Below are 23,323 nucleotides of genomic sequence, written 5' to 3'. Positions count from 1 at the left end.
ACATTCAAGGTTCTAATCGATGACCTCCAATTGTCTTCCGCTTCCTTATGGACTGGTGGATGGCTCTGCTGGTGGAGTCGTTGTCTCTGCCTTTGGAGCTGAGATCAGTTGAATTTCTTTCACAACGATAATCACACCATCCTGCTTAGTCGCATCGTTTTCTGTGATTAATTTGACTTGGTCACCTGGTTTCAAGTCGACAATCTGACTTGGTTCTTCAGTATTGGTTTTGTAAACTAGAACTCCTGCATCGACGGCAAACTCTTCGGCTTTGCCTTCACCATAATCCACTTTGATTGCCGTTGGTGAAATCTCGACAATGGTTCCTTCAAACGTTTCCTGCTGCGCAGTCGCTTCGGGAAGTTCATCCATTTCTTTCTGGTTGTCAATTGCCTCTAAACGGTCAGCGGTTTTTCCCTGAATAGCACTCCCCGCTTCTCCTTCAGGTGCAGTAGCTTCGTTTACGACAGGTTGACAACCTGTCACTGTTGCCGCAATTCCTATTGAGAGTATGATTTCAGTAGTTCTCTTCAGCATGATTTCTCTCCTAGCCTACCTCAGTCAAACATTTTTTCCACGAAAATGAATTTGATTGAGATTTATGTAAGTTGTAATCCAGATAAATACGCAACTCAGAGGCCAAAACCTGTTAAATTGAGTTTGCATTAAAAAATTAACTGCTGTGATCTGTACCGATAACTGCCACCGTAGTGAGTTTGATTAGGAAGCGATGTTCATGGCTGAGTCCTTACTGCTTGCAGTTACGAGAATTACGACGATGAAGGGAGATAAAATTCTCTCAGAGGCGACGGGATTTTATTTCACGCGTGATGGTGTTGTGTTTTTGATCACCAATAAGCACGTAGTGAGAGATGAGCCGACCAGCCATCAGCCTGATCGCTTATTGATCGATCTACATCCCGATTCACAAAATCTCGCCAAGCTCACTCAATTCACTCTGCCATTGTACCAGGAAGGACGACCATTGTGGAAAGAGGCCTCTGACAGGACTTCAGAAGTCGATATCGTGGCAATTCCTCTGGATGTGTCCAGGTTTCCAGAGAATTGCGAGTATGTCTGTTTTGAGATGGAACACATTTCTGAAAATCTGGATCATGTCGAGATTGGAGCATCTCTGTTGATCCCTGGTTTCCCCTTAGGTTTTCATGATGAACTCCATCATTTGCCAGTCGCACGGCACGCAATCGTCGCTTCTTCGTTTGGGTTGCGATTCAAGGGAATGGGTTATTTTCTGTCGGATGGGAGAACTCATCGAGGCTGCAGTGGTGCTCCCGTTGTAACTCAAATGGTCAGCGACCCCAAACACAAACTCCCCTGGCGTTTACTGGGTGTCCACTCCTCTCGATTTGATGTGCGGCGCGACATTCGAGCCGATGAAGCCCTCGGCCTGAATTCGGCCTGGTACTCAGACATCATCTTAAAAATGACAGATCCCGAGAAAATGGAGGAGAAAAATAAGGATACGACATCGGGTGGTGAGTGATTACGCGTTTGTTTTCAATTGGATAAGTCCTCCATGAATAACTCCCCTACACTTAAAGACTCAAAACTTGAAGCCTGTCCTGCATTGTGATTGTGGTCTATCATGGCGAAATGAAAATGGGCTTCTTCATGTCGCGACTGTTACTACTGGTGAACGGGCTAAGCCTGGATGCTCCACTGGTATCAATCGCATGGCAAGAGATTGCGGCTCGTCAATTGCATGTCCCTCTGCAGAGTTCCGAACGGCTCTTGTTATTTTTAGCGACATGGCTGGTATATGCCGGTGATCGCCTGCTGGATAGCCGAGGTGTGCTGACTTCTGTTGTCGAGATTCCTCGTCATCGGTTTGTCGCACGTAACTTCTGGCCACTGCTGAGTCTGTGGGTCATCCTATTCATGGCAACTGCGGTCATGACATGCCTATTATTGAACCTCACTGCAATTCTGATTGCCGTATTAATTCTTGGACTTCTCGCTGGCTACTTCGGAATCTGCTTGCGGCTTCCTTCTGCTCGCTGGGTGATTCCTCGAGAAGTGATTGTCAGTCTGTTCTTTATTGTTGCGGTTTTATTTTTTCCTATCTTGGAAGCCAGATCTACCGTCAATCAGGAACTGGGACTCTCTTTGTTTCGATTTTCTTTGCCTGCTGGTGGACTGATTTTGCTGAATTGTCTCGGCATTGCCAGTTGGGAAGCGGAGAAGGATCGACAATCTGGTGAATCAACTCTGGCGACGCGGTTTCCAGCTGTCGTCAAGTTCTTCCCGGGAATTGCCATCGCCACCGGAATTGTCTTTTTACTGATAGATCGATTGCTTGCTCACGAATGGAACATCTTTGGCGTCTCAGTTTGCACTGCTGCTGTCTTAATTGGATTTCTGAATTCCGAAAGAATTCCTCAGGACCTCAAACCAATTCTGGCCGATGCCATGCTGATCGTACCTTTTGTCATACTCTCAATTTTGTCCTGAGAGAAGTGAAAAGATTATCCATTCCATTCACCAGAGAAGACTTCGGTGGCAGGGCCAGTCATGAAGACTTCGTTGGTTTCTTCCGACCACTCGAGTTCGAGATTTCCTCCAAGCAGGTGCCCGGTCACTTTACGGCTCATCTTGCCAGTCAGCACACCAGCCACAGCTACCGCACTGGCACCTGTTCCGCAGGCCATTGTCTCCCCTGAGCCTCGCTCCCAGACACGCATATTGAATTCCTCTGGAGAAATCACCTGAATGAATTCGGCATTGATCTTTCTGGGGAACACTTCGTGTTTTTCGATTTGCGGGCCGATTTTAAGCACGAGATCGTCAGTCAATTCGTCGACGAACGTCACGCAATGGGGATTACCCATTGAAACACAAGTGACCTGCAATTCCATTCCCCCGACGATCAGCGTCGCATTGACGGGTGGATCACCTGCCAGCAATGTCGGGATTTTTGCAGATTCCAAAATCGGTTCGCCCATATTCACGCGGACGCGCTCGACGATGCCATTTTCGGGAAACAGTTCCAGATGCAACAGACCGGTTCCGGTTTGAATCTGTAAATTATCTTTCTTTGCGATGCCATGATCGTAGAGATATTTGGCGACACAACGAATCGCATTCCCACACATTTCGGCTTCGCTGCCATCGAGATTGAACATCCTCATGCGGGCATCGGCGTTCTCGAAAGGCTCGATGAGCACAAGGCCATCTCCTCCAATTCCCTTGTGTCGATCACTGACGGCTCGCGCGAGTGCCGGGGCTTCGGTTGGAAGCGTTTCCTCAAACAGGTTGACATACACGTAGTCGTTCCCGGCTCCGTGCATTTTCGTAAACTTCATTGTGGGATCCGTGAATTGATATCGTTATTGAATGACTGGATAGCCGTCCCCTCGCTGACGCTTCGGGTTAGGATTTTCAGCAGGGTGGCGGGGGCGCTCTCGAAGAGAAGCCCCGAGATTGTTAATCATGGGCTTCCGCATGCGCCACCCATGAGTTGGGGGTGTTTAGTTCTTCTCGACAAACACAATACACATCGGGCGACTCACTTCAAGGATGTTGCCCGTCGGTTCGAGTTCTCCTGTTTTTTGATTCACTCGAAAAGAAACGATGTTGTTCGAGTTCATGTTCGCAGCCAGATAGATGGAACCTGTTGGGTCCATACCGACAAATCGGGGATGATCACCCTGGGTCGGTTCATACTCGATCAGCGTCAGTTTGTTGGTTTTGTCGTCAATCGAATAAACAGCTGTGCTGTTGTGGCCTCGGTTGGAGCCATAAACAAACTTTCCGGAAGGATGCACGACGATTTCGGCTGTGGTGTTGTTTTTGCCGTCGTAGTCTTTTGGCAAAGTCGGCACGGTCTGAACTTCTGTCAGTTCCCCCGTTTGAGGATTGAAGGACAGGACACTGATCGTCGAATCGAGTTCGTTGATTGAATAAACAATGTCTTTCTTTGGATGGAAGGTCACATGCCGAGGGCCGGCTCCGGGAGCGGCTTTCCAGTAGGAATGCTCTTTGATTCCCGCGTTTTTATCCACGCTAAAGACTTCCACGTGATCGTTCCCGAGATCAGCCACGAGCAGATATTTGCCATCATGACTGAAGGCAACACCATGGGGATGCGGCTTGGTTTGTCGCTTGGGATCAACGCTGCTTCCATGATGTTTCACCTGTGAAACCTGAGCTTGAAGTTCACCAGATTTGTTCAATGGAATGGCTGTCGTTCCGTCACCACCGTAATGACAAACAGCCAGAGCCTTACCCTGTGGCGAGACTTCAATATGAGTGGTGCCGTTATCGTGAGTAGAGACGAGTCCGCTCGATTCGAGCGAGCCAGTTTTTTGATCGATCTGATAGGCCCGCACACCGCCGTCTGGAATTCCCTCTGCTCCATTTTCTGATGTAGCCGCATACAGGATCGGGAGAGTCGGATGGGCGTCCATGAATCCAGTCTGCACATTGTCGGCTGCGACTTCGAGTTCGCCAAATTCACCAGTTTCCAGATCGAGCGAAGCCCGATAAACGACGGGCAGCTTGCCTCGACTGGCGATATAAATCCACTGTTCGGCTGCCGGAAGCGAACTGGATAACATTGTGATCAGAGCAAAAGCAGCCGATGTAATCAGTTTCATGAGTTTCCCTTATGAGATATTCAACCGAAGTGGAGTCTAACTGCAGGGTGGCACGTCCCAGAACGCAGTGATGGGCGTGGTGATTGTGCAAAACCACGCCCTTCGCTTCGCTCAGAGCGTGCCACCCTTTTGTTTCAGTCAGCATACCCAAGTCAGCGTCTCGGCTCAATTCTCGCGAAGTTCCTGGGAACGTTTTGTGGCAGCGATAACCGCTTCGATGGCAGCCGAGCGGAAGCCGTTCCGTTCAAGAGCCGCCAGTCCGGCAATGGTTGTGCCTCCCGGGCTGGTGACGGCATCTTTCAATTCGCCGGGATGTTGTCCCGTATCCAACACCATCTTAGCGGCTCCTAAAACGGTTTGAGCTGCGAGTTTTGTAGCCGTTGCCCGAGGGAGTCCGGCAAACACACCGCCATCACTGAGGGCCTCGATAAACTGGAAGACATAAGCTGGTCCGGAACCGGAAAGCCCCGTGACGGCATCGAGCAGTTTTTCAGGAACCTGCTCGCAGGAGCCAACCGATTGCATGAGCTGCATGACGAGTTGAGTTGTTTCTTCAGAAACTCCCGCAGCAGTCGCCAGTCCAGCCGCTCCTTCACCCACCAGACAGGGAGTGTTGGGCATGATGCGAATCAGGTTTTCTTTTCCATCCAGGAAGAGATTCAGTTGCGACAAGGTGACGCCGGCAGCAATAGAAATAATCGTCTGCTCCGGTTTGAGCAATGACGAAATTTCTTTCGCAAGATCAGGGAGATGTTGGGGTTTGACAGCTAGAAAAATCAGCTGAGATTTTTCAATCAGTTCAGCTACCGAATCGACGGAATTTGCCCGAGTGTTCTCAGAGAACCGTTTTCTGGCTGCTTCGAGATGATCGTAGGCAAATATCTGATCCGCAGAAACTGCGTTACTGGAAATGAATCCTCCTGCCAATGCCGTCGCCATTTGACCGGCACCAAGGAATCCTATTGTTGTTGAGGTGATTGACATTGAGCTGTTTTCTGTTTTTGTCAGTGAATGAATGATCGGACTCTATTATGCCGAATGGATTGGGACCTGTCTTGTGTGAGTGAATTTTGATCGTCAGGCTTGTTCTTTCGACTCAACTTCATCCTCAGCAAAATGCGGCAGACGCCAGTCCCAGCGGTCGGCGGCCAGGCGGAGCAAAACAATTCCGGCAATCGCGATTGGAACGGCGTAGGCTTCTGGAAGGGAGGAGGCATTGAGCAGGAACATCAGCCAGCAGCCGAGAAAGGAACAGGTCGCATAGAGGGGAGCCGGCCGGAAGAGGCTCGGAACGCGATTGCAGATGACATCGGCAATCACCCCACCAAACGTTCCCGTCACAACACCCAGCATTGAAGCAATAAACAGCGACGTCCCCGCTTCCACAGCTGCCAATGCGCCGGCAATACTGAAGAAACCAAGCCCGATTGCATCTGGAAGATTCAACCAGCGTTCAGTTTTTTCCGGCAACATGGGAATCAATGAAGTGACAATCGCCAGCACAAACACAATCACGGCATAGTGATCATTCGCGATCCAGAACAGAGGATTTCGATCCAGAAACAAATCCCGCAACGTCCCTCCGCCAAAGGCCACCATAAAAGCGAGACTGAACACACCGACCAGATCCATGCCATGCCGACGCGCGAGCAGCACCCCATAAATGGCACTGGAGACAACGGCAATCAGTTCAATCAGCTGGTACATGGGATCAACAAGGCATGTCAGACAGGGGAGGCGTAAGGATCAGAGTTTTCGTGGACTTGTTCATTCGTTAGACGGGATCGTACCGTTCTTCAGGAGTCAATGATATGAAGGGCTCCCCAGTCAACGAATCCGCTTCCGTTCAGAACCCAATGATATGATCCAGGCCACCTGAAAAGAGAATCCAATAAGTAAATAATCCCAGTACAACCAAAAACCGAGAAAACGAGAGCAACCGATCAGAGGACTGACTCAACTCAACATTCCTGAGCAGGATTTGTAAATAAATTGCATAGAATGAAAAAGGTATTATGACCAAGCCGATGATGGATGCTCGAAAGGCACGGGTTGCCATCGCATCACCGTTGATTGCATCTTCAACAGGAACCGTTTTGATCTCAGATTTTTCAGTGGAGGCATCATTTCCTGTGGTTGTGTCAGGGGCTGAAGCTCCACACGACCAGCAGACTTCGAAACCTTCGTCATTTTCTGATTGACACTGAGGACAATTCCAGGCAGGGATTTCAGTAGACGTCTCTTGTGACATTTCCTTCAATATTGAAGTGGCACGTTCAACATCGTCAGAGGCGACCAGTAATTTTACACCCCCAGGGCTGATCCATAATATGACATTAAGATGCCAGCCACGGCTCCCGAAACGTAGGCTCTAATCCCATGGTCTTCCAAGGATCCTTGAGCAATACTGGCTTCGTAAGAATCTCCATAACTGGCAATCTTCACAAGATCCTGATTCACCATAAGAATGCACTACCAGTCAGAGATGCAATAGAGTAATTGAGACGCACCGATTCACTGTACATACGGGTTTCCCGGAAAATCAACTCATTCCAAAGGATGAATACAAGAGATGATTCAACACTATGCCGGGCAATCGAACGAAATTGCCGAGTTGTTTTACAGGTCAATTCACGAGATTGCCTGCAGTGCTTATTCCGAAGATCAGCTCAATGCCTGGGCGCCGTATCCGATTGATTACGACCGCTGGAAATATCGCTGTGAATTGAAGCGGCCGTTTTTGTATGTCATCGAGGAGCAAATCGCAGGGTTTATCGAGCTTGATCCTGATGGTCACATCGACTGCCATTACGTCCATCCCAACTTCACTCGCCGGGGCGTGGCGACGGCTCTGTTAAATCACGTCATGGAAATCGCACTGCAACTGGAATTCGATCGCCTGTTCGTCGAAGCGAGCCATGTCATCCGCCCGCTTTATGAGAAGCAAGGTTTTACGGTCGTGAAAGCCAATCAAGTGGAGCGACATGGCATCGTGCTGGAGAACTGGATTATGGAGCTTCCCAGAAACCCAAAATCATAACATTCAGAGTGAACTCCAGTCGTATGCAGCACAAAATTTTAAATGTTCGCGTGCTGCAGGAGCAAACAAAGCGATCTTGGTTAATGCGCGTCCATGCGACTGCCCCCAGTCGAGCAGAATGCTCGTTAGATCATGAAGTCGTTTTTGATGCCGAAGATGCGGTCGATTTCGTCCTGCGAGAGTTCAATGTAATTGTGTGTCGGATCGTTGACGTCGGTTGGGTTGATGCCGCAGTACATGGACCACGGACCCAAATGTCGCCAGCGTCCTGCTCGTTTCGGTTCGCCTGGCATCACGGGCGTTGTACAGCGATTGCAGCCGACTGTTGCGTAACCCTGATCGTGCAGGGGATTGGTGATGATATTGTGTTCGTTGACATACTCATCCATCTGCTCATCGGTGAAGTTTGCCAGTGGATTGATACGCAGCACGTTCATATCGATATCAATTGTCAGAATCGGATTGTTAGCCCGCTTGCCCCCGTCTGCACGACGCAAGCTGCTGACGATGCCGCTATATTCGCCGGCAACTCCCTGAAGCGGAACCACTTTCCGCATGTGACAGCATTTTTCCTGCCCGTCGGGAGACAAGTACAACACGCCGAATTCGTCGGTTTGCTCGGCCATTGTTTTTTCGGGTGCGAGAGTACGAACCGTCAATCCGTATTCGGATGAAATGCGATCCCGAGTTTCGAGTGTTTCCTGGAACATCACCCCGGTATCCACGAAAAGGATTGGGATATCGAGTTTCAGCTGGGAAATCATGTGGCTGATCACATTTCCTGATCGCTGCATTGCAGATAAACCAGCAATGCGATCTCCGAAAGTGACAGCCGCCCAGCTGATTAATTCCTGGGGAGTTCGCTCTTCGAAGTTGTGATTGAGGTTGGAAAGCTCAGCTTGTGTCAAACGCGGCATCGTTTGTTTCGTCCGATGTCAGAATAATTCAGAAAAGCAGGGCTTATTGAGACCCAGTAATGACGATTTCAGATAACAAATCTAATGGGATTCGTGTTTTGCTGCAATTGAGACTTCAAAGACCGTCAAACGTTACTGCGAATTATAAACGAGGATGCACGGGGTCAAGAAACATCAGACTCCAGGCCAAAACCATGCCAGCCATCAAGGTGAATGTCAAAGCCCATTGATTATGTGCATGAAACTGCATTTCCGGCAGCAGATCGCTCAAGGAAATACAGAGGAAAACACCCGCTGAGAACGCCATCAGATAACTGATGAAAATGGCATGAGAGTGCAGTCCGAGGATTCCCCACCAGGCCAGAAAGGCTCCAACCGGACACATGATTGCAAAGGAAATGTTTACAATTGTGCAGGAGGCTGGTTTCCAGCCCGTGTTCGCCATAACGGTCGTAATTGATATGGCATCGAGAGGCTTGTGGAGCAGAACCGCGAGAAATGTCGCCAATCCCCAAAATTCCGGGCCGGTCCCTTCTCCTGGAGATCGCAGGCAACTTGCTGCTAACGCAACACCATCCAGCACAGTATGTAAACCGAGTCCCAGAGCAATCCCGATCCAGGAAAATTTGCGACGCGAAGGCTTTTCAGCCTTATTATTGGCGACTGCAATGGGCTCTGTAATCACATGCAGATGGTCGTGGTCATGATCGCATTCGCCATGGACATGATCGACGGCTACGGAATCGATCGTGACATCGTGCTGATGAAAGTGAAATGCCCTTAATAACAGGAACATAATCAGAATTCCGAGACCGACGCCCGTCATCACAATTGGCAAATCAGCAGGGGCACTGTCGATGACCGCGTGCAGTAAGAGATGAAACAGAGCGACACCGAGCATCAAACCGCCAACAAAACTCATCAATAACTGCATGCGCGTATGTGTCAGCTTAATGCGGGAGGGCAAATAGCCACCAATCATTGAGGCCAGCACAATAGCACAACTGTAGCCAATGAGCAGCAGAAATCGGCGATTGAGGTCGGCATCGGAATATTGCAGAGGAGTCGTATCGATATCGTTACGAATTTCGATCATCTGTTCCGGTTGAGCCAGAACTGTGCCAGAGAGATGGCACATTCCACACAGGAAAATCATCGTGAGAAAGAACGGAATTTTGCCAGCGCGAATCATGCGTTGTGCTTGTTAATTGGGGAAAAGCGAAAAAAAGACGATATCCCGCAGAGGTTACAATGAAGCGATCCTGAAAGATAGGGAGTCGAAGTGACCCATGTGGGCTTATTGATGCGTTCTGACGGAACACCTCAGTTGGAGCGAGATGGACCATCTCCATTAGGAATTTCGGTGAATGGTTCATGTTTTTTGAACCGGGAGTGCCTATAATTGATTCAATTGAAATTCAATTGGAAACTCACAAACTTTGCTTACTTTGATATACACTGGTTGCCATGAATCCTAGCTGTGATTACAACAATGACCAAGAAGTTGCTTTGCCAGAGTCGAATGTCGATCTGGAAGCGATTAAAGGGGCCGTCCGGACAATATTAGCAGCCGTCGGGGAAGATCCTGATCGTCCTGGACTGCTTGAAACGCCTCGTCGTGTTGCGAAAATGTATGCGGAGATGTTTTCGGGTTTAAAGCTCGATCCCGGCCGCCATCTGCAGACGACATTTCCAGAGACGTATGACGAGATGGTCCTCGTCCGAGATATTCATTTCGCCAGTATGTGCGAACATCATCTGCTCCCCTTTACCGGGGTTGCTCATGTGGCTTATCTGCCGAATGGGAAGGTGACGGGACTGAGCAAACTGGCGCGAGTGGTTGAAGAAGTTTCCCGCCGACCTCAGGTTCAGGAACGGATGACGCAGACGATTGCCGATCTGGTCGAGAAAGAACTTGGTTCCAAAGGAGTAGCAGTTGTTGTGGAAGCTGAGCATTCGTGTATGTCGATTCGAGGAATTCGCAAGGCTGGTGCCATGACCGTAACGAGTGCATTGCGGGGGCAGTTTAAGGACAATCAGGCGAGCCGTTCGGAAGTGATGTCGCTGATAAATCAATGATCTCACCGAATGGTTGATAACATTTTCAGTTAGTTTCAGTATGATTATCCAGAAAAGCTATAAATTTTATGCCGCCCATCGCAATGAAGAATTGCAGGACAAATGCAGCAATCTTCATGGCCATCGGTACGGCATCGTTTGCCACTTTCAGGTGGAAAGAGATGGGGCGATTTCGACACTATTTGGCGATTTCGATCATTTTCTCGAACCACACTTCAAAGAGAATTACGATCATGCCATGCTGATTCACCAGCATGATCCTCTCTACGAAACCCTGCAGGGACACATGAAGCGGACCGGAGAGAATCTCCGTCTGAAAGTATTTCCAAATCCGACCAGTGTGGAAAATCTGGCATTCATGCTCTTTTCAGAAATCCGTGAATTCGGTCTCGATCTTGTTCAATTGGATGTCCAGGAAACGGACACCTCGATTATTCAATACACCCTGAATGACTGGCGAGCCGACCAGGAGCGATTTGAAGCTGGGGCCCCTCACCATGCAACAGTAGATTCTCCTTAATTGATGAGATTCTGACCTCGCAGCATTCAATGTGAGGATAAAATGGCTTGTCTGAACGGTTAATTTCAATCGTTGATGTATTGCCGTAGTTCTTTGAGTAATTCTTCCAGCTTCTTCATTAACCGCGTGATTTTCTCGGTGTCAATTGTGGGAGTTTCCGCCTCGCATTCCAATTCAATTTCACGCGAGAGTTGCATGACTTCTTCGGCTCCGAGACTGGAACAAACCCCTTTGATCAAATGAGACAATCTTCGAGCAGTCGAAAAATCACTGCACTCTGCTGCCGTCTCAAGGTTGTGTTTATGTGTCGGACATTCTTCCAGGAATGCTTCGATCACGATTTTCAGCAAGTCGTGATCGTGGGCGACCGTCTTCAACGCTTCTTCGGGACGAAAATGGAGGTATGCTTTCGATTCATCTGTATCACGCAGTGACTCAGAATCTGAATGGCTGACATGCTTTGCTTCGGTGTTTGGATAGAATTCGAACAATACTTCGTGCAATTCATTCGTACGGATAGGTTTGGAGATATAGGCATCCATGCCAGCATCCAGACAACGTTGCCGATCACCTTTCATGGCATGGGCGGTCATCGCGATAATGGGAATGGGATTCCGATCAAGATGGATTAACTCGTTATTACGTTGCCGAGTGCGAATTTCGGCAGTCGCTTCCCATCCATCCATTTCCGGCATTTGAACATCCATTAGAATAACATCGAACGATTCCGACTCGAGTTTTTGAATTGCTTCTCTGCCGTTGCTGGCAATTTCGACCTTATGATTCCATTTCTCAAGCAGTCCCCGGGCGAGCATCTGATTTGCAAAGGCATCCTCGGCGACCAGGATCTTCAGTGAGATCATCTTATCTGAGGGGTTCTGTGTGTGATGGACTTTTTCTTCGAGTCGATTGATTCCAAACGCATTACCAATCGCATCGAACAATTCGGATTGTTTAACCGGTTTCAGGAGGTGAGCAGCGACATCCATTTTCGCAGAGCGTTCCGAGTCGCCAGTTCGATCTCCCGAAGTGAGGACCATAATAACGGGCTGTTCCAATTCTTCCGATTCGCGAATTCGTTCGATCAGCATGAAACCATCGACATCGGGCATGTTCACATCCGTTAAGACGAGGGGAATGGGAGAGCCCGCTTTTTGGGCATCTTTCATACTCCAATACGCTTCCGCAGCACTCGGAACGACAATCGGAAACATGCCCCGAACTCGCAGCATCTCTTCGACGATCTTTCGATTGGTCGAGTTGTCATCGACCACGAGAACACTCATGCCAATCAATTTTTCGTGAGTCGCAGTGGCACTGCGAAACTCCATTTCTTCCGCTTTGGGAAATTCGACTTCAAATGAAAACTTGCTCCCGTGATCGAGTTTACTTTCAACCGTAATTGACCCTCCCATGAGATTGACCAGACGAGACGTAATCGCTAATCCCAGGCCCGTACCACCGAAACGCCGCGTCGTTGAAGTATCGGCCTGCTCGAATGCTTCAAAGATGAAGTGCCGTTTGTCTTCAGAAATGCCGATGCCGGTATCGCGAACCAGAAATTTTACAAGTGCATTTTCTCCCCGATCCTCGGCTGAAACTTCGACCACCACTTCACCACGTTCTGTAAATTTGATTGCGTTTCCAATCAGGTTGACCATAATCTGCCGCAAGCGTCCAGGGTCTCCCGTAATACCGTGCGGCACTTCTGGAGTGATATGCAAAGCCAGTTCGAGTTTTTTTCGATGAGCCCGCACGGCGATGGACTTTGTCGTATCGCCAATCATTTCATGCAAATCGAACGGGATATGATCGAGTGTGAATTTGCCAGCTTCGATCTTTGAAAAATCGAGGATATCGTTGATCAACTCGAGGAGAACTTCTCCCGACTCACGCACCATACGCAGATAATCCCGCTGAGATTCATTGAGTTTGGTATCTTCGAGGAGTTCCGTCATTCCGATTACGGCATTCATCGGGGTACGAATTTCGTGGCTCATATTAGCGAGGAAATCGCTTTTTGCGCGATTGGCAGCATCGGCCTGATCGCGAGCGATAGTCAACTCGCGTTGAGCCATTTTGAGGCTGGTGATATCGCGTCCGATTCCCACCAGACCAGTCACTTCACCGTCTGAGTTTCGAATTGGGACTTTAGTTGTGAGGAAATAAGTGACGTTGCCATGGCTGTCTTCGTTCACCTCTTCTCTTGCAATTAGTTTGTCTCCGCTTCGCATGACCCGCTGATCGTCTTCTTCAAAGCAGGCCGCCAGTTCGGGAGGAGTGAAATCATAATCGGTTTTCCCAATTAATTGATCGGGATGATCCAATCCAAAATATTCGGCTAATGCCTGATTCCCCATCGTGAAGTGTCCTTGACGATCTTTATAAAAGATCACATCAGGCAAACCATTCATCAATGCTTGTGAGAGATCGCGTTCGCGTTCAAGCGCCTGTTCTGTCAGTATGAGGCTGGTAATGTCGCGGGAAATTCCGAATGTCCCGATGATATTCCCCTGAATATCCCGGAGTGGCATTTTTGTGGTCGAGCACCATGTGTCCTGCCGGTCGGCCCAGGTTTCGCATTCGATCAGTGAGACCAGTGGCTCACCTGTTTCCAGAATACGAAGTTCATCTTTCCGTGTCTGTTCGGCATGTTCGGAGGTGAAGAAATCGTGATCGGTTTTCCCCAGTGACTCTTCAGGAGATGCCAGATTGAACTTCTCAGCCATGCTTTTATTTATACGGATAAAGCGGCTTTCCCGATCTTTGAAATAAATCGAGTCTGGGATATTGCTCAACAGCGCATGCATTAACGCCGACTCCTGCTCGAAAGCGGCTTCGGTATTTTTTCTCCGGGTGATATCCCACATCATCAGCTGAATGCCAATAATCTCTCCACTTTCGGAGTAGATCGGAGCCTTGATCCGCTCCGTCCAGCAAGTGGCACCGTCTCCGTTTTTGATCTCCTCGGCATCAGTCAGCACAACTCCGGTTTCGAGAACTTTACGATCATCTTCTTCATATTTGCAGACGAGTTCTTCAGGGAATAAATCCCGATCTGTCTTACCAAGCACTTCTTCAAGTTTGAGTTTCCTCAACTCGAGATACTTTCTGTTCGCAAACGTGCGACGACCCTGACGATCTTTTAAAAGCAAACAAACCGGGAGGAGATCGAAAATGGAATTGAAGTCCACTGGCTTCTGGTTTGGGGCCTGTAATTTCTGACTGGTGATAGTCGCAGTTGCGATATAGACATTGCCTTCTGGTCCCTGCGACAAGGACCGATGTTCACAAACTTCGAGAATCACGTTGGCTGAAGACTGGATCTTGTACGAGATTGGCTCTTGTGAATCTTTCAAGTAGAAATCACAGTAACGATCTGTATCCTCAGGATGGATAATGCTCCGCCACCATTCCGGATTCCCCTGCAAGTTTTCGAGGGAATGACCCCAATGCATAAGTGCCAGTTCGCTGGCTTCCAGTAAGTTTCCCGTTTGTTGATCACTGACCCAAAGCAGGATGCCAGGATGACTGGCAATCACTGACAGGTTTTTCAACAGAGATTGTGATCGAGACATGAATTTTCCTCGTCGTGGTGTAGCCGACTGAACACATCAACAATTGACCATACCAGATTTTATCGTAAAAGGGGTATCAGAATTTTGCGAAAATAGATTTCTGAAACCGAGATTCCATTACGACGATATCGATCAAAGCGATGTTCTCGGAAGTTATTGACGACTTTTCGGGTCGCGACAAGCTTGTAAAGTCACCGTAACGCAGAACAATATAGAAAGTCGTTGACGCTCGGTGAGGATCAAGATATAAACAATTGATAGATTAACCTGCATTGATGCTTGGAGTACGTTATGACATCTATTCTGGTTGTTGATGACTCTCTGTTTGATCTCAAACGGGCTCAACACCTTCTTCAAAAACAGATTCCTGATTCGCAGATTCTTACGGCTTCGGATGGCGTAATCGCGCTGTCAATTGTCGAAGAATTCCATCCTCAGGTTGTCGTAACAGATTTGCAGATGCCTAATATGAACGGGCTGGAATTGGTGATGGAATTGCAGGAACGCTTTCCTCTGATTCCTGTCGTGCTCATGACAGCCGCAGGCAGTGAAAAAATTGCAGCGGAAGCTCTGACTAAGGGCGCGGCCAGTTATGTGCCCAAAAGTCAGTTAGCAGTCGATTTAGCCCCAGTGGTTTCCCGTCTGCTGGGGCTGGCACGCGAAAAAAATCATCAGCAGAAATTACTGATGTCGCTTTCTGAAGCGACTTTCATCATGGATAACGACCGGAATTTGCATTCCACGTTCGTGCAAGAGTTTCGACACTCTCTCGAAATGAGAAAAATGTTCTCAGAGAACGACTGCTTTCGGATCACGACCGCTATTGATGAAGCGCTTTCCAATGCGTACTTTCACGGAAATCTGGAAGTCAGTTCCAAGCTGCGCGAGCAGGATCTGCATTCCTTCGAAGCACTCGCGATGAAGCGTCAGTCTGAGGAGCCCTATCGTGATCGACAGATTCGTGTCCATATTCGGTTCGATGCCGGTTTGACGGTAACGATTAGCGATGAAGGCCCCGGTTTCGATCCGAAAAGTCTACCAGATCCATTTTCAGATGGTTTTGCAGAACGCCCCTGTGGTCGAGGGGTTTTACTGATGAAATCATTTATGGATAATGTACAATTCAACAAGCGAGGGAATCAGGTTATACTTTTCAAAAACAGCAGTTCACTAACGGGTGTCTCCTCATGAGTCGACAAGCTCACTATTCAATTACCCGGGACAATCAGACACTTATTTTTAGTATGTGTGAATGGGCTCGTTTTGAAACCTCGGATTATCGTAAAACAATCCAGGAAGATCTGCAGCGTCAGGATTTTGAGGGTTGTCAGAATGCGATCGTGGACTGTACGGGTTTAAAATATGCGAACTCGCTTTTTTTGGAATCTCTGTTGTATATCGCAGCCGAGATGAAACGCAGGGGCGGGAAATTCTGTGTCTGCGGAGTCGAGCCTTTTGTTGGCGAACTGATTCAGATCACACATCTCGATCAACGCTGGCCCATCTACCTGAATTGTGATGAGGCCAAAGCAGCTTTGTCGTAGTTCGCCATCGGATGTTCCATTGACCAAATTCAGCTTTTACCTTTCTTCTTGCTCAAGTTAGGATTCCGATGAGAATACGGTCAATTTGCGCTTGCATGGTTGTATTTTTCTTGTCAACGATCAATACCCTGGAGCAGTCTTTTGCCGAAACGCTCCCAGAGATGCAGATTGAAGGCATCTGTGAACCGTGGCGGAAAATCACGTTTCAGTTTGCGGGTCCAACTTGCACTGAAATGTCTGAGGAACCCAACCCGTTCCTGGACTATCGGCTCACGATGACTTTTCAGCATGCACCATCGGGCAAAACGTATCGCGTGCCCGGGCATTTTGCAGCTGATGGTAAGGCAGGGGAAACTTCTGCGAAGGAAGGCTCCATCTGGCGGACTTATTTTAGTCCCGATCAATCCGGACTCTGGACTTGGGCCATCGAATTTGTGGAAGGACAGGATGTCGCTATCGATTTGAAATCAAGTGGAAAAAGGGTTGTTCCTTATAATGGCTGGAAAGGACAATTTGAGGTCTCGTCAATATCGAAACAGGCACCGCTGGCCTATCAACGCGGACGTCTGGTTCACACCGATTCGCGATATCTGCACTATTTGCAGCATAGGGAGATTTATATCAAAATGGGGCCAGACTCTCCGGAAACCTATCTTGCCTCTCCCGATTTTGATGACACCATTTCTCGGTCAAAAAAAGGTCCACTCCTCACCTGGAAACCTCACGAACAGGACTGGCGAACCGGAGATCCGGTCTGGAAAGACAACCGCGGCAAAGGATTAATCGGTTCGCTGAATTACCTCAACGCAGTCGGCTGCAATGTCATCTCGTTCCTCACCTACAATGCCGGTGGAGATGGCGATAATGTCTGGCCTTACGTTTCCCGTGATGAAAATTTTCACTTCGATTGTTCCAAACTCGATCAATGGGGCATCGTTTTCGATCATGCTCAGAATCAAAATTTATTGTTGCATATCAAATTTCAGGAAACCGAAAACGATGACAATCGTCATGGTGGGAAACGTGACATCAAACCAACTCCTACCGCCCTCGATGCTGGTGAAACGGATCGGGAACGGAAAGTTTATCTGCGCGAGCTCGTCAGTCGGTTTGGAAGCCTGCTCGCTTTAGAATGGAACCTGGGTGAAGAGAATACTCAGACGTTTGAACAGCAATTAGCGATGGCTGAGTATCTGGCTGAAATCGATCCTTACGATCACCCTATCGTGCTGCACACCTATCCGAACGAGCAGGATAAAGCCTACGATCCCTTTCTGAAAGTTGATTCGCCATTGACTGGCTTGTCGCTGCAAAATTCCTGGTCGTCGGTTTACGACCGCACCCTGTACTGGGTTGAAAAATCTCAGAAATATCATAAGCACTGGGTGATCTGCAACGACGAACAAGGCCCGGCCAGTTTGGGTGTGCCTCCCGATCCAGATTACGACGGATTCGATGGCATCGCCCAGGACAACGGAAATGGATATGACCTCAACGATATTCGCAGCGAAACACTTTGGGGGAATCTGATGGCTGGCGGAGCCGGGGTGCAGTATTACTTTGGCTATAAACTGGCAGAGAATGATCTCGTCTGTGATGATTTTCGCAGTCGGGCCATGTCTTGGAAATATGGTCAAGTCGCTCTGCAGATTCTAAAGGATTCAAAGTTTCCGTTGGCGGATTCTCTGCCCAATGATTCGCTGTTGAACGGAAATTCGAAGCGGGATCATTGCCTGACTGCCTCCGGTCAACTCTGGTTGATATACCTCTCAAGAAAATCTCCTGAGGTTGAATTGAACTTGCCAGACAAAAAGAGTTCTTACGAAGAGATCTGGTTCGACCCACTCAACGGCGAACAGCTACCAATTCAGAACACTTCTGCCTCAGAAGATAAGCCGTTTGCTCTTGTGAAACCAAAGGAGAAGTCGGATCAGGACTGGGTTGTGCTCGTTCGATTACGAAAGTAATCAATCGCGACAACTTCAGTGTCGATAGCCTGATTTTCAGATCGCAAGTTGGATTCGTTCAGTTTCATCGGATAAAATCCATAGGCGTTCTGGTCTGCTTGTGTCGGGCCTGCTAATTATGAATTAAATCTGTTGAATTGATTTTATGAAATTTCGAGTGCTTCCCTTGTTAGTCTGTTGGGGCATTGTTTTCTGCCCGAATCTTGAGACTTTGGCTGTTCAGAAGACTGCTCCCCGTTGCTACAAAATGCGGATTCAACCCGAGTGGAGTGAAGACGGCACTCAATTCTGGTATCAGAATCATCTGGGAGTCGATGCCTGGGAAATCGTATTTGTTGATGCTGAGATTGGAAGTCGTAAACTTCTGATCAATACCTCAGAAATGAAATCGCATCTGCAGGAAAATAATTTTGAATACGATGGTGCCCAATCCTGTAAATTCTATGGTATCAGTTATGACTATGATCGACACATCTGCTCCTTCACATTTCAACGGCAACGTTATGTATTTGATGTTGAAAAGTCTGAGTTGAAATTGTTTGGGACCAGCGATATTGCGCATTCGACGAATGACTCACAACGACTTGAAAACGACGAGGCCCGCAGTGAAAATTCCGGTGAGCATACGGAAATCACCTTTGTGAATCGGACCAAACTCCTGCTGACATACAGCTGGATTAACAGTTCGGGGCAAAGTGTTGCTTATGGCAGCATCAAGCCGGAGGCTCGTCAATCTCAGCACACTTATGTGGGGCATGTCTGGGAAATCACCGACTCAGAAGGTGGATATTATGGTCGGTTTCGCGGACATTCTGCTCCAATATCAATTGAAATCCGAGAGCGAGTTGAACGAAAGCAGCGACGAGAACCGAGAAATCCGCGTGTCTCGGGAATGTCTTCACCCGATGGTCTTTGGCTGATCAAAAGTGAAGCAGGCAATCTAATACTTCAGAGTACGCATACGACGGCAAGACGAGAACTGACCACAGATGGTCGTCCAGGAAATCCTTATCAATTTATGGGCTGGTCACCAGACAGTCTGTCAATCATTGCCACCAAAGTCTTTCCCGTAGAGTACGAGAAAGTTTACACCTTGGAATCATCTGCCTCTCAAGGTTATCGCGGCATCCTGCACCAACAACACTATGCCTTGCCGGGGGATGAAATGACACGCTACGAGTGGCACCTTTTTAACATCGAACCGGAAGAACATCATCAACTCGATCTCCCGTCGATTGATTTTGGGAGACCGCAGATTCATTGGACCAGCGATCAGACGTTCGTAGTCCCTAAATATGATCGCGGTCACCAGCGATTTCGATTGACGGAATGCAATACATCCACTCAAAAAACGCATACCATCGTTGACGAACAGTCAGAGACATTTATCTGGTCGGCTCACGGTCCGAGTTTTTCAAAGACAAACTACCTGAAATTGTCGAAGGAAATGATCTACACCTCAGAGCAGAGTGGCTGGAGGCATCTTTACCTGGTCAATCTTAAAGAGCCAGACTTGATGCAGCCGATCACTTCAGGCGAATGGGTGGTTCGTGAAATTGAATCGATTGACGAAGAAAATCGTCAGATCCTATTCGCGGCCAGTGGACGACATGCTGACCAGGATCCTTATTATCTGCATTACTACCGCGTCAATTTTGATGGCACTGAGTTGACTGAACTGACCGAAGGAAATGGCACTCACTCGATTGAGTTCTCTCCTGATCGACAATTTTTGATCGACTCATATTCCCGTGTCGATCTCCCTCCCGTTCACAATTTGCGAAGTGTGATTGATGGAAAATTAATCTGTCCTCTGGAAGAAGGTGACAATCAGGAATTGATCGAGGCTGGCTGGAAACACCCAACAGTATTTCACTCGGCTGGACGCGATGGACAAACCGAGATCTGGGGATTGATTACTTTTCCAGATAACTACGATGAATCGAAATCCTATCCGGTTCTGGAAGATATTTATGCCGGACCCCACAATTATCATGTACCGAAAACATTCCGGCAGTCACGTTGGTATGAGCAGGAAACTGAGGCTGGTTTCATTGTTGTCAAAATTGACGGTATGGGGACCGCTCATCGATCAAAAGCATTTCACGATGTCTGCTGGCACAATCTGAAAGATGCAGGATTACCAGATCGAAAGCTGTGGATTCAAAGTGCAGCGGAGAAGTTTACCGGAATGGATACGAGCCGTGTCGGCATTTATGGCACCTCAGCAGGGGGGCAAAATGCGGTTTCGGCGTTGCTGTTTCACGGTGAATTTTACAAGGCAGCGGTCGCCTCCTGTGGCTGCCACGATAATCGCATGGATAAAGCCTCCTGGAATGAACAGTGGATGGGCTATCCTATCGGCCCACATTATGCAGCTTCCTCTAATATTGACCATGCAGAAAAACTTGAGGGAAATCTGCTGCTGATGGTCGGAGAACTGGATAATAATGTTCCCCCCGAATCGACCTATCGCCTCGTCGATGCCCTGATTAAAGCCGATAAAGATTTCGATTTTCTTTTACTCCCCGGGCAAGGTCATACAAACGGCGGTCCCTATGGAAATCGCAGAAGAATTCAGTTTTTCAAGGAACATCTGCACCCATAAAACGCTAACGCTTGTAATGGATTGTTAAACTTTTCCGATTGTAACAATCATCCGATTACGACGATCTTGCAGCTTACTCGACATGTTCTCGACTTCCCCATAATGACGGTCGATTTCAAGGGTATGAATTTCGAGAACTCCGAATTGATTGAAGATCATCCCCTCTGCCTGACTATTCTTCAGGTGTACGCAGAGAATGCACGTCTGCAAAAAGAGGATAAAGAGCGTAAAGATTCTAAATGGCAGGATCGAGCTTCTGCTCTCGTGCCACAAACAGAAGAGGACTCTACCGAATCGGAAGCGTGGTCAGAAGCTCACGGTCTTCTGATCGCTTACGGCTTGCTCGACATCGAACTCGCCGGACGTGAGGACGGTATTCAGTATCGCATGACGACCGATGGTGAACGCCTGCTTAAAATGTATGAGCAGCATCAGAAGATGCTTCAGAATCAAAGCGAAAATTCTCAGGCTGCCTGAGATTCAAGCTGACATCGTCGCTCGATACCATTGCTGAAAGACCAGCACATCCCACAACAGGTATTGTGAGTTCTGTTTGCCCAAGCAGTGTTCTTCCCAGCGGGATCGTATGAGTGCAGTATTGAGCAAGCCGTGCTCATTCAGGCTTTTCTCAGAGAGCAAATCCTCTGCCCAGTCCCGCAAAGATCCTCTCAGCCATTCCCCAATCGGAATCCCAAATCCGACCTTTGGACGATCAAACATATCTGCAGGAATATATCGTTCGAGTAGCGTTCGCAGGATTCGTTTCCCAGAATCTCCCTGATAACGGTAATGCTGAGGCAGTGTCCAGGCAAACTCGACGATATGATGATCGAGCAAAGGCACTCGTGCTTCCAGCGAAACGGACATACTGGCTCGATCGACTTTGGTCAGAATATCATCCGGCAAATAAGTCGTGGTATCCAGTGCCATCCATTTCAGTTTGGCGAGATCAAGGTCGGGATTGGGAGCCCCGAAGCCCAGATCGAAACTTGGATCGAATGCTTCCTGCGCCATGATTTCATTAGTCGACCAGTGACGGTGCAACTGGGCATAAAGTTCTTCCGTCGATTCGATGCGAGCAGCAAACGTCAGCTTTTGCAGAAGCTCCGGCAAGATCGAATGCGGCACACGACTCGTCAGATTATCGAGTACAGAAGAGGTCCACTTGCGTGCAGGAATTTTCTGTAGCTTATTCCAAATATTATCCAGGTGAAAATATCGATGATATCCCCCGAACAATTCATCGCCCCCATCTCCTGATAATGAAACGGTGACGTACTCGCGAGCGAGTTTTGAAACCAGGCAGGTGGGGATTTGGGACATATCCGCAAATGGTTCATCATAAATTTCAGGAAGTTGCGGAATGATATTCCGGGCTTCGCTGGGAGTAACGCAGAGTTCAGTATGAGCCGTGCCTGTGTAATCGGAAATCCGATGTGCAAACGGAGCCTCGTCATACTCGTGTTCTGTGAAACCAATTGTGAAGGTACGGATCGGTTGCGAATGTTTCTTCTGCATCATCGCAACAATCAAAGAGGAATCGACTCCTCCGGATAGAAATGCCCCCAGAGGAACGTCCGACAACATGCGATAGTCGACTGCCTGCTTCAGTAAGACTTCTAATTGATCGACTGCTTCTTCGTATGAACCAGAGAATCGATTGGTCTGCCCAACGAGAATTGCTTCCTGTAATGTCCAATAAGCTTCCGGTTCACAATTCGTACCAATGGGATGATCGCTGACCTCCTCGCTAAAATCTCCCAGTGGAATCTCCAGCAGCATTCCCGGCTGTAACTTTTTAACCCCCTGAAAAATCGAGTAAGGAGCCGGGATGTAGTTATGACGCATTAACAGAGCAACCGCAGACGGATTCACCTCTTTCTTAAAGCGGGGGTGCTGATGAAATGCTTTTAATTCCGAAGCAAACACAAACTCATTACCGGCTTGCCCATAATACAACGGCTTGATACCAATGCGATCTCGCACGAGCGTCAACTTGCGTTCTTTCCGACTCCAGAGTGCAAACGCAAACATACCTCGCAATCTGGGCAGAGTTTCACGGAGCCCCCAGTGTGAGATCGCCGCCAGAAGTACTTCGGTATCCGAGGTACCACGAAAACGAACTTTCAGCTCTTTGAGTTCCGCGCGAATCTCTTTGAAGTTGTAGATTTCCCCGTTATAGACCAGTACATATCGACCACACGCAGAAAGCATCGGTTGATGCCCTTGCTCGGAAAGATCGAGAATCGCCAACCGGCGGTGCCCTAAAGCAACTCCCGAATCAACATCCGACCAGACACCATAATCATCTGGCCCACGAGTAGCCAGCACATCAGCCATGTTGCCAGCCACCGTGGTGAGATGCTCAGAAGAATGCTCTTCTGGTCTCGCTAAAAATCCAACAATCCCACACACAGGCTGATCCGTCTATTTTTTAAGTTTCGTTTCCACAAT

General features: G+C 48.3%; 21 protein-coding genes. 10 read left to right on the top strand and 11 right to left on the bottom strand.

All coding sequences use genetic code 11. From position 1 onward, the window contains the following. Nucleotides 1-45: 45 nt before the first annotated feature. Nucleotides 46-537 (bottom strand): hypothetical protein, encoded by a 492-nt coding sequence (locus Pan54_RS15730; RefSeq protein ID WP_146504386.1) that lies wholly within the window; start codon nt 535-537, stop codon nt 46-48. Between the two features lie 199 nt (nt 538-736). Between Pan54_RS15730 and Pan54_RS15725 the strand changes: the two genes are divergently transcribed. Continuing rightward, nucleotides 737-1,504 carry a trypsin-like peptidase domain-containing protein gene (locus tag Pan54_RS15725; RefSeq protein WP_146504385.1) on the top strand — a complete coding sequence of 256 codons (768 nt, stop codon included), beginning with the start codon at nt 737-739 and terminating at the stop codon, nt 1,502-1,504. A gap of 128 nt (nt 1,505-1,632) precedes the next feature. Next, on the top strand, nt 1,633-2,472 hold the full coding sequence (locus tag Pan54_RS15720; protein ID WP_146504384.1) for a hypothetical protein: 840 nt from the start codon (nt 1,633-1,635) through the stop codon (nt 2,470-2,472). Between the two features lie 14 nt (nt 2,473-2,486). On the opposite strand, the gene dapF is transcribed toward Pan54_RS15720, so the two are convergent. The 6 genes from dapF to Pan54_RS25910 all read right to left on the bottom strand — a co-directional run bounded on the left by dapF (nt 2,487) and on the right by Pan54_RS25910 (nt 7,079). After that, nucleotides 2,487-3,323 carry a diaminopimelate epimerase gene (dapF, locus tag Pan54_RS15715; RefSeq protein ID WP_146504383.1) on the bottom strand — a complete coding sequence of 279 codons (837 nt, stop codon included), beginning with the start codon at nt 3,321-3,323 and terminating at the stop codon, nt 2,487-2,489. A gap of 165 nt (nt 3,324-3,488) precedes the next feature. Beyond that, a complete protein-coding gene (locus Pan54_RS15710) occupies nt 3,489-4,616 on the bottom strand; it encodes a lactonase family protein (RefSeq protein WP_146504382.1) in 1,128 nt (375 codons plus the stop codon). A 165-nt stretch (nt 4,617-4,781) separates the two neighbouring features. Continuing rightward, nucleotides 4,782-5,600 (bottom strand): pyrroline-5-carboxylate reductase, encoded by an 819-nt coding sequence (gene proC / locus Pan54_RS15705; protein ID WP_146504381.1) that lies wholly within the window; start codon nt 5,598-5,600, stop codon nt 4,782-4,784. Nucleotides 5,601-5,693: 93 nt separating this feature from the next. Then, nucleotides 5,694-6,323, bottom strand: a complete 630-nt coding sequence (locus Pan54_RS15700; protein ID WP_146504380.1) for a trimeric intracellular cation channel family protein — start codon at nt 6,321-6,323, stop codon at nt 5,694-5,696. Nucleotides 6,324-6,462: 139 nt separating this feature from the next. Next, on the bottom strand, nt 6,463-6,867 hold the full coding sequence (locus tag Pan54_RS15695) for a zinc ribbon domain-containing protein (RefSeq protein WP_146504379.1): 405 nt from the start codon (nt 6,865-6,867) through the stop codon (nt 6,463-6,465). 53 nt (nt 6,868-6,920) lie between these two features. Further along, complete coding sequence (locus Pan54_RS25910; protein ID WP_165441803.1) at nt 6,921-7,079, bottom strand: hypothetical protein; 159 nt, start codon at nt 7,077-7,079, stop codon at nt 6,921-6,923. A gap of 109 nt (nt 7,080-7,188) precedes the next feature. Between Pan54_RS25910 and Pan54_RS15690 the strand changes: the two genes are divergently transcribed. Further along, nucleotides 7,189-7,656: a GNAT family N-acetyltransferase gene (locus Pan54_RS15690; RefSeq protein WP_146504378.1), complete on the top strand. Its 468-nt coding sequence runs from the start codon at nt 7,189-7,191 to the stop codon at nt 7,654-7,656. A gap of 125 nt (nt 7,657-7,781) precedes the next feature. On the opposite strand, the gene Pan54_RS15685 is transcribed toward Pan54_RS15690, so the two are convergent. After that, nucleotides 7,782-8,573, bottom strand: a complete 792-nt coding sequence (locus Pan54_RS15685; protein WP_146504377.1) for a phosphoadenylyl-sulfate reductase — start codon at nt 8,571-8,573, stop codon at nt 7,782-7,784. Nucleotides 8,574-8,715: 142 nt separating this feature from the next. Then, nucleotides 8,716-9,765, bottom strand: a complete 1,050-nt coding sequence (locus tag Pan54_RS15680; RefSeq protein WP_146504376.1) for a ZIP family metal transporter — start codon at nt 9,763-9,765, stop codon at nt 8,716-8,718. 275 nt (nt 9,766-10,040) lie between these two features. Here Pan54_RS15680 and folE point away from each other — a divergent pair, with 275 nt between their 5' ends. Beyond that, the gene (folE, locus tag Pan54_RS15675) at nt 10,041-10,652 is read left to right on the top strand and encodes a GTP cyclohydrolase I FolE (protein ID WP_146504375.1); all 612 of its coding nucleotides are present in this window, start codon (nt 10,041-10,043) and stop codon (nt 10,650-10,652) included. 40 nt (nt 10,653-10,692) lie between these two features. Next, nucleotides 10,693-11,172: a 6-pyruvoyl trahydropterin synthase family protein gene (locus Pan54_RS15670; protein ID WP_146504374.1), complete on the top strand. Its 480-nt coding sequence runs from the start codon at nt 10,693-10,695 to the stop codon at nt 11,170-11,172. A 65-nt stretch (nt 11,173-11,237) separates the two neighbouring features. Here the strand turns inward: Pan54_RS15670 and Pan54_RS15665 are convergent, their stop codons facing one another. Further along, nucleotides 11,238-14,750, bottom strand: coding sequence for a PAS domain-containing protein (locus Pan54_RS15665; protein ID WP_146504373.1), 3,513 nt, complete (start codon nt 14,748-14,750; stop codon nt 11,238-11,240). A gap of 291 nt (nt 14,751-15,041) precedes the next feature. Between Pan54_RS15665 and Pan54_RS15660 the strand changes: the two genes are divergently transcribed. The 5 genes from Pan54_RS15660 to Pan54_RS15640 all read left to right on the top strand — a co-directional run bounded on the left by Pan54_RS15660 (nt 15,042) and on the right by Pan54_RS15640 (nt 21,346). After that, nucleotides 15,042-15,941: a response regulator gene (locus Pan54_RS15660; RefSeq protein WP_146504372.1), complete on the top strand. Its 900-nt coding sequence runs from the start codon at nt 15,042-15,044 to the stop codon at nt 15,939-15,941. Further along, complete coding sequence (locus Pan54_RS15655) at nt 15,938-16,294, top strand: STAS domain-containing protein (RefSeq protein ID WP_146504371.1); 357 nt, start codon at nt 15,938-15,940, stop codon at nt 16,292-16,294. Before Pan54_RS15660 ends, Pan54_RS15655 begins: the two co-directional genes overlap by 4 nt. A 110-nt stretch (nt 16,295-16,404) precedes the next feature. Continuing rightward, a complete protein-coding gene (locus Pan54_RS15650; protein ID WP_165441802.1) occupies nt 16,405-18,261 on the top strand; it encodes a DUF5060 domain-containing protein in 1,857 nt (618 codons plus the stop codon). 145 nt (nt 18,262-18,406) lie between these two features. Then, complete coding sequence (locus Pan54_RS15645) at nt 18,407-20,869, top strand: prolyl oligopeptidase family serine peptidase (RefSeq protein ID WP_146504369.1); 2,463 nt, start codon at nt 18,407-18,409, stop codon at nt 20,867-20,869. Nucleotides 20,870-20,992: 123 nt separating this feature from the next. Further along, complete coding sequence (locus Pan54_RS15640; RefSeq protein ID WP_146504368.1) at nt 20,993-21,346, top strand: hypothetical protein; 354 nt, start codon at nt 20,993-20,995, stop codon at nt 21,344-21,346. Nucleotides 21,347-21,349: 3 nt separating this feature from the next. Here the strand turns inward: Pan54_RS15640 and asnB are convergent, their stop codons facing one another. After that, on the bottom strand, nt 21,350-23,284 hold the full coding sequence (asnB, locus tag Pan54_RS15635) for an asparagine synthase (glutamine-hydrolyzing) (protein WP_146504367.1): 1,935 nt from the start codon (nt 23,282-23,284) through the stop codon (nt 21,350-21,352). Nucleotides 23,285-23,323 lie beyond the last annotated feature (39 nt).

The sequence above is a fragment of the Rubinisphaera italica genome (assembly GCF_007859715.1).
GTDB classification, from domain to species: domain Bacteria; phylum Planctomycetota; class Planctomycetia; order Planctomycetales; family Planctomycetaceae; genus Rubinisphaera; species Rubinisphaera italica.
Note: the sequence above shows the minus strand (reverse complement) of the source record. Positions and strands in the feature narration are given on the sequence as shown.

Coding starts and splice junctions, on each gene's coding strand:
- Pan54_RS15645 (WP_146504369.1), top strand. CDS start 18,407: ATGAAATTTCGAGTGCTTCCCTTGTTAGTCTGTTGGGGCATTGTTTTC.
- Pan54_RS15655 (WP_146504371.1), top strand. CDS start 15,938: ATGAGTCGACAAGCTCACTATTCAATTACCCGGGACAATCAGACACTT.
- Pan54_RS15665 (WP_146504373.1), bottom strand. CDS start 14,750: ATGTCTCGATCACAATCTCTGTTGAAAAACCTGTCAGTGATTGCCAGT.
- Pan54_RS15660 (WP_146504372.1), top strand. CDS start 15,042: ATGACATCTATTCTGGTTGTTGATGACTCTCTGTTTGATCTCAAACGG.
- Pan54_RS15640 (WP_146504368.1), top strand. CDS start 20,993: ATGAATTTCGAGAACTCCGAATTGATTGAAGATCATCCCCTCTGCCTG.
- Pan54_RS15695 (WP_146504379.1), bottom strand. CDS start 6,867: ATGTCACAAGAGACGTCTACTGAAATCCCTGCCTGGAATTGTCCTCAG.
- Pan54_RS15690 (WP_146504378.1), top strand. CDS start 7,189: ATGATTCAACACTATGCCGGGCAATCGAACGAAATTGCCGAGTTGTTT.
- proC (WP_146504381.1), bottom strand. CDS start 5,600: ATGTCAATCACCTCAACAACAATAGGATTCCTTGGTGCCGGTCAAATG.
- Pan54_RS15700 (WP_146504380.1), bottom strand. CDS start 6,323: ATGTACCAGCTGATTGAACTGATTGCCGTTGTCTCCAGTGCCATTTAT.
- Pan54_RS25910 (WP_165441803.1), bottom strand. CDS start 7,079: ATGGTGAATCAGGATCTTGTGAAGATTGCCAGTTATGGAGATTCTTAC.
- Pan54_RS15680 (WP_146504376.1), bottom strand. CDS start 9,765: ATGATTCGCGCTGGCAAAATTCCGTTCTTTCTCACGATGATTTTCCTG.
- Pan54_RS15725 (WP_146504385.1), top strand. CDS start 737: ATGGCTGAGTCCTTACTGCTTGCAGTTACGAGAATTACGACGATGAAG.
- Pan54_RS15730 (WP_146504386.1), bottom strand. CDS start 537: ATGCTGAAGAGAACTACTGAAATCATACTCTCAATAGGAATTGCGGCA.
- Pan54_RS15685 (WP_146504377.1), bottom strand. CDS start 8,573: ATGCCGCGTTTGACACAAGCTGAGCTTTCCAACCTCAATCACAACTTC.
- Pan54_RS15670 (WP_146504374.1), top strand. CDS start 10,693: ATGATTATCCAGAAAAGCTATAAATTTTATGCCGCCCATCGCAATGAA.
- folE (WP_146504375.1), top strand. CDS start 10,041: ATGAATCCTAGCTGTGATTACAACAATGACCAAGAAGTTGCTTTGCCA.
- dapF (WP_146504383.1), bottom strand. CDS start 3,323: ATGAAGTTTACGAAAATGCACGGAGCCGGGAACGACTACGTGTATGTC.
- Pan54_RS15710 (WP_146504382.1), bottom strand. CDS start 4,616: ATGAAACTGATTACATCGGCTGCTTTTGCTCTGATCACAATGTTATCC.
- Pan54_RS15720 (WP_146504384.1), top strand. CDS start 1,633: ATGTCGCGACTGTTACTACTGGTGAACGGGCTAAGCCTGGATGCTCCA.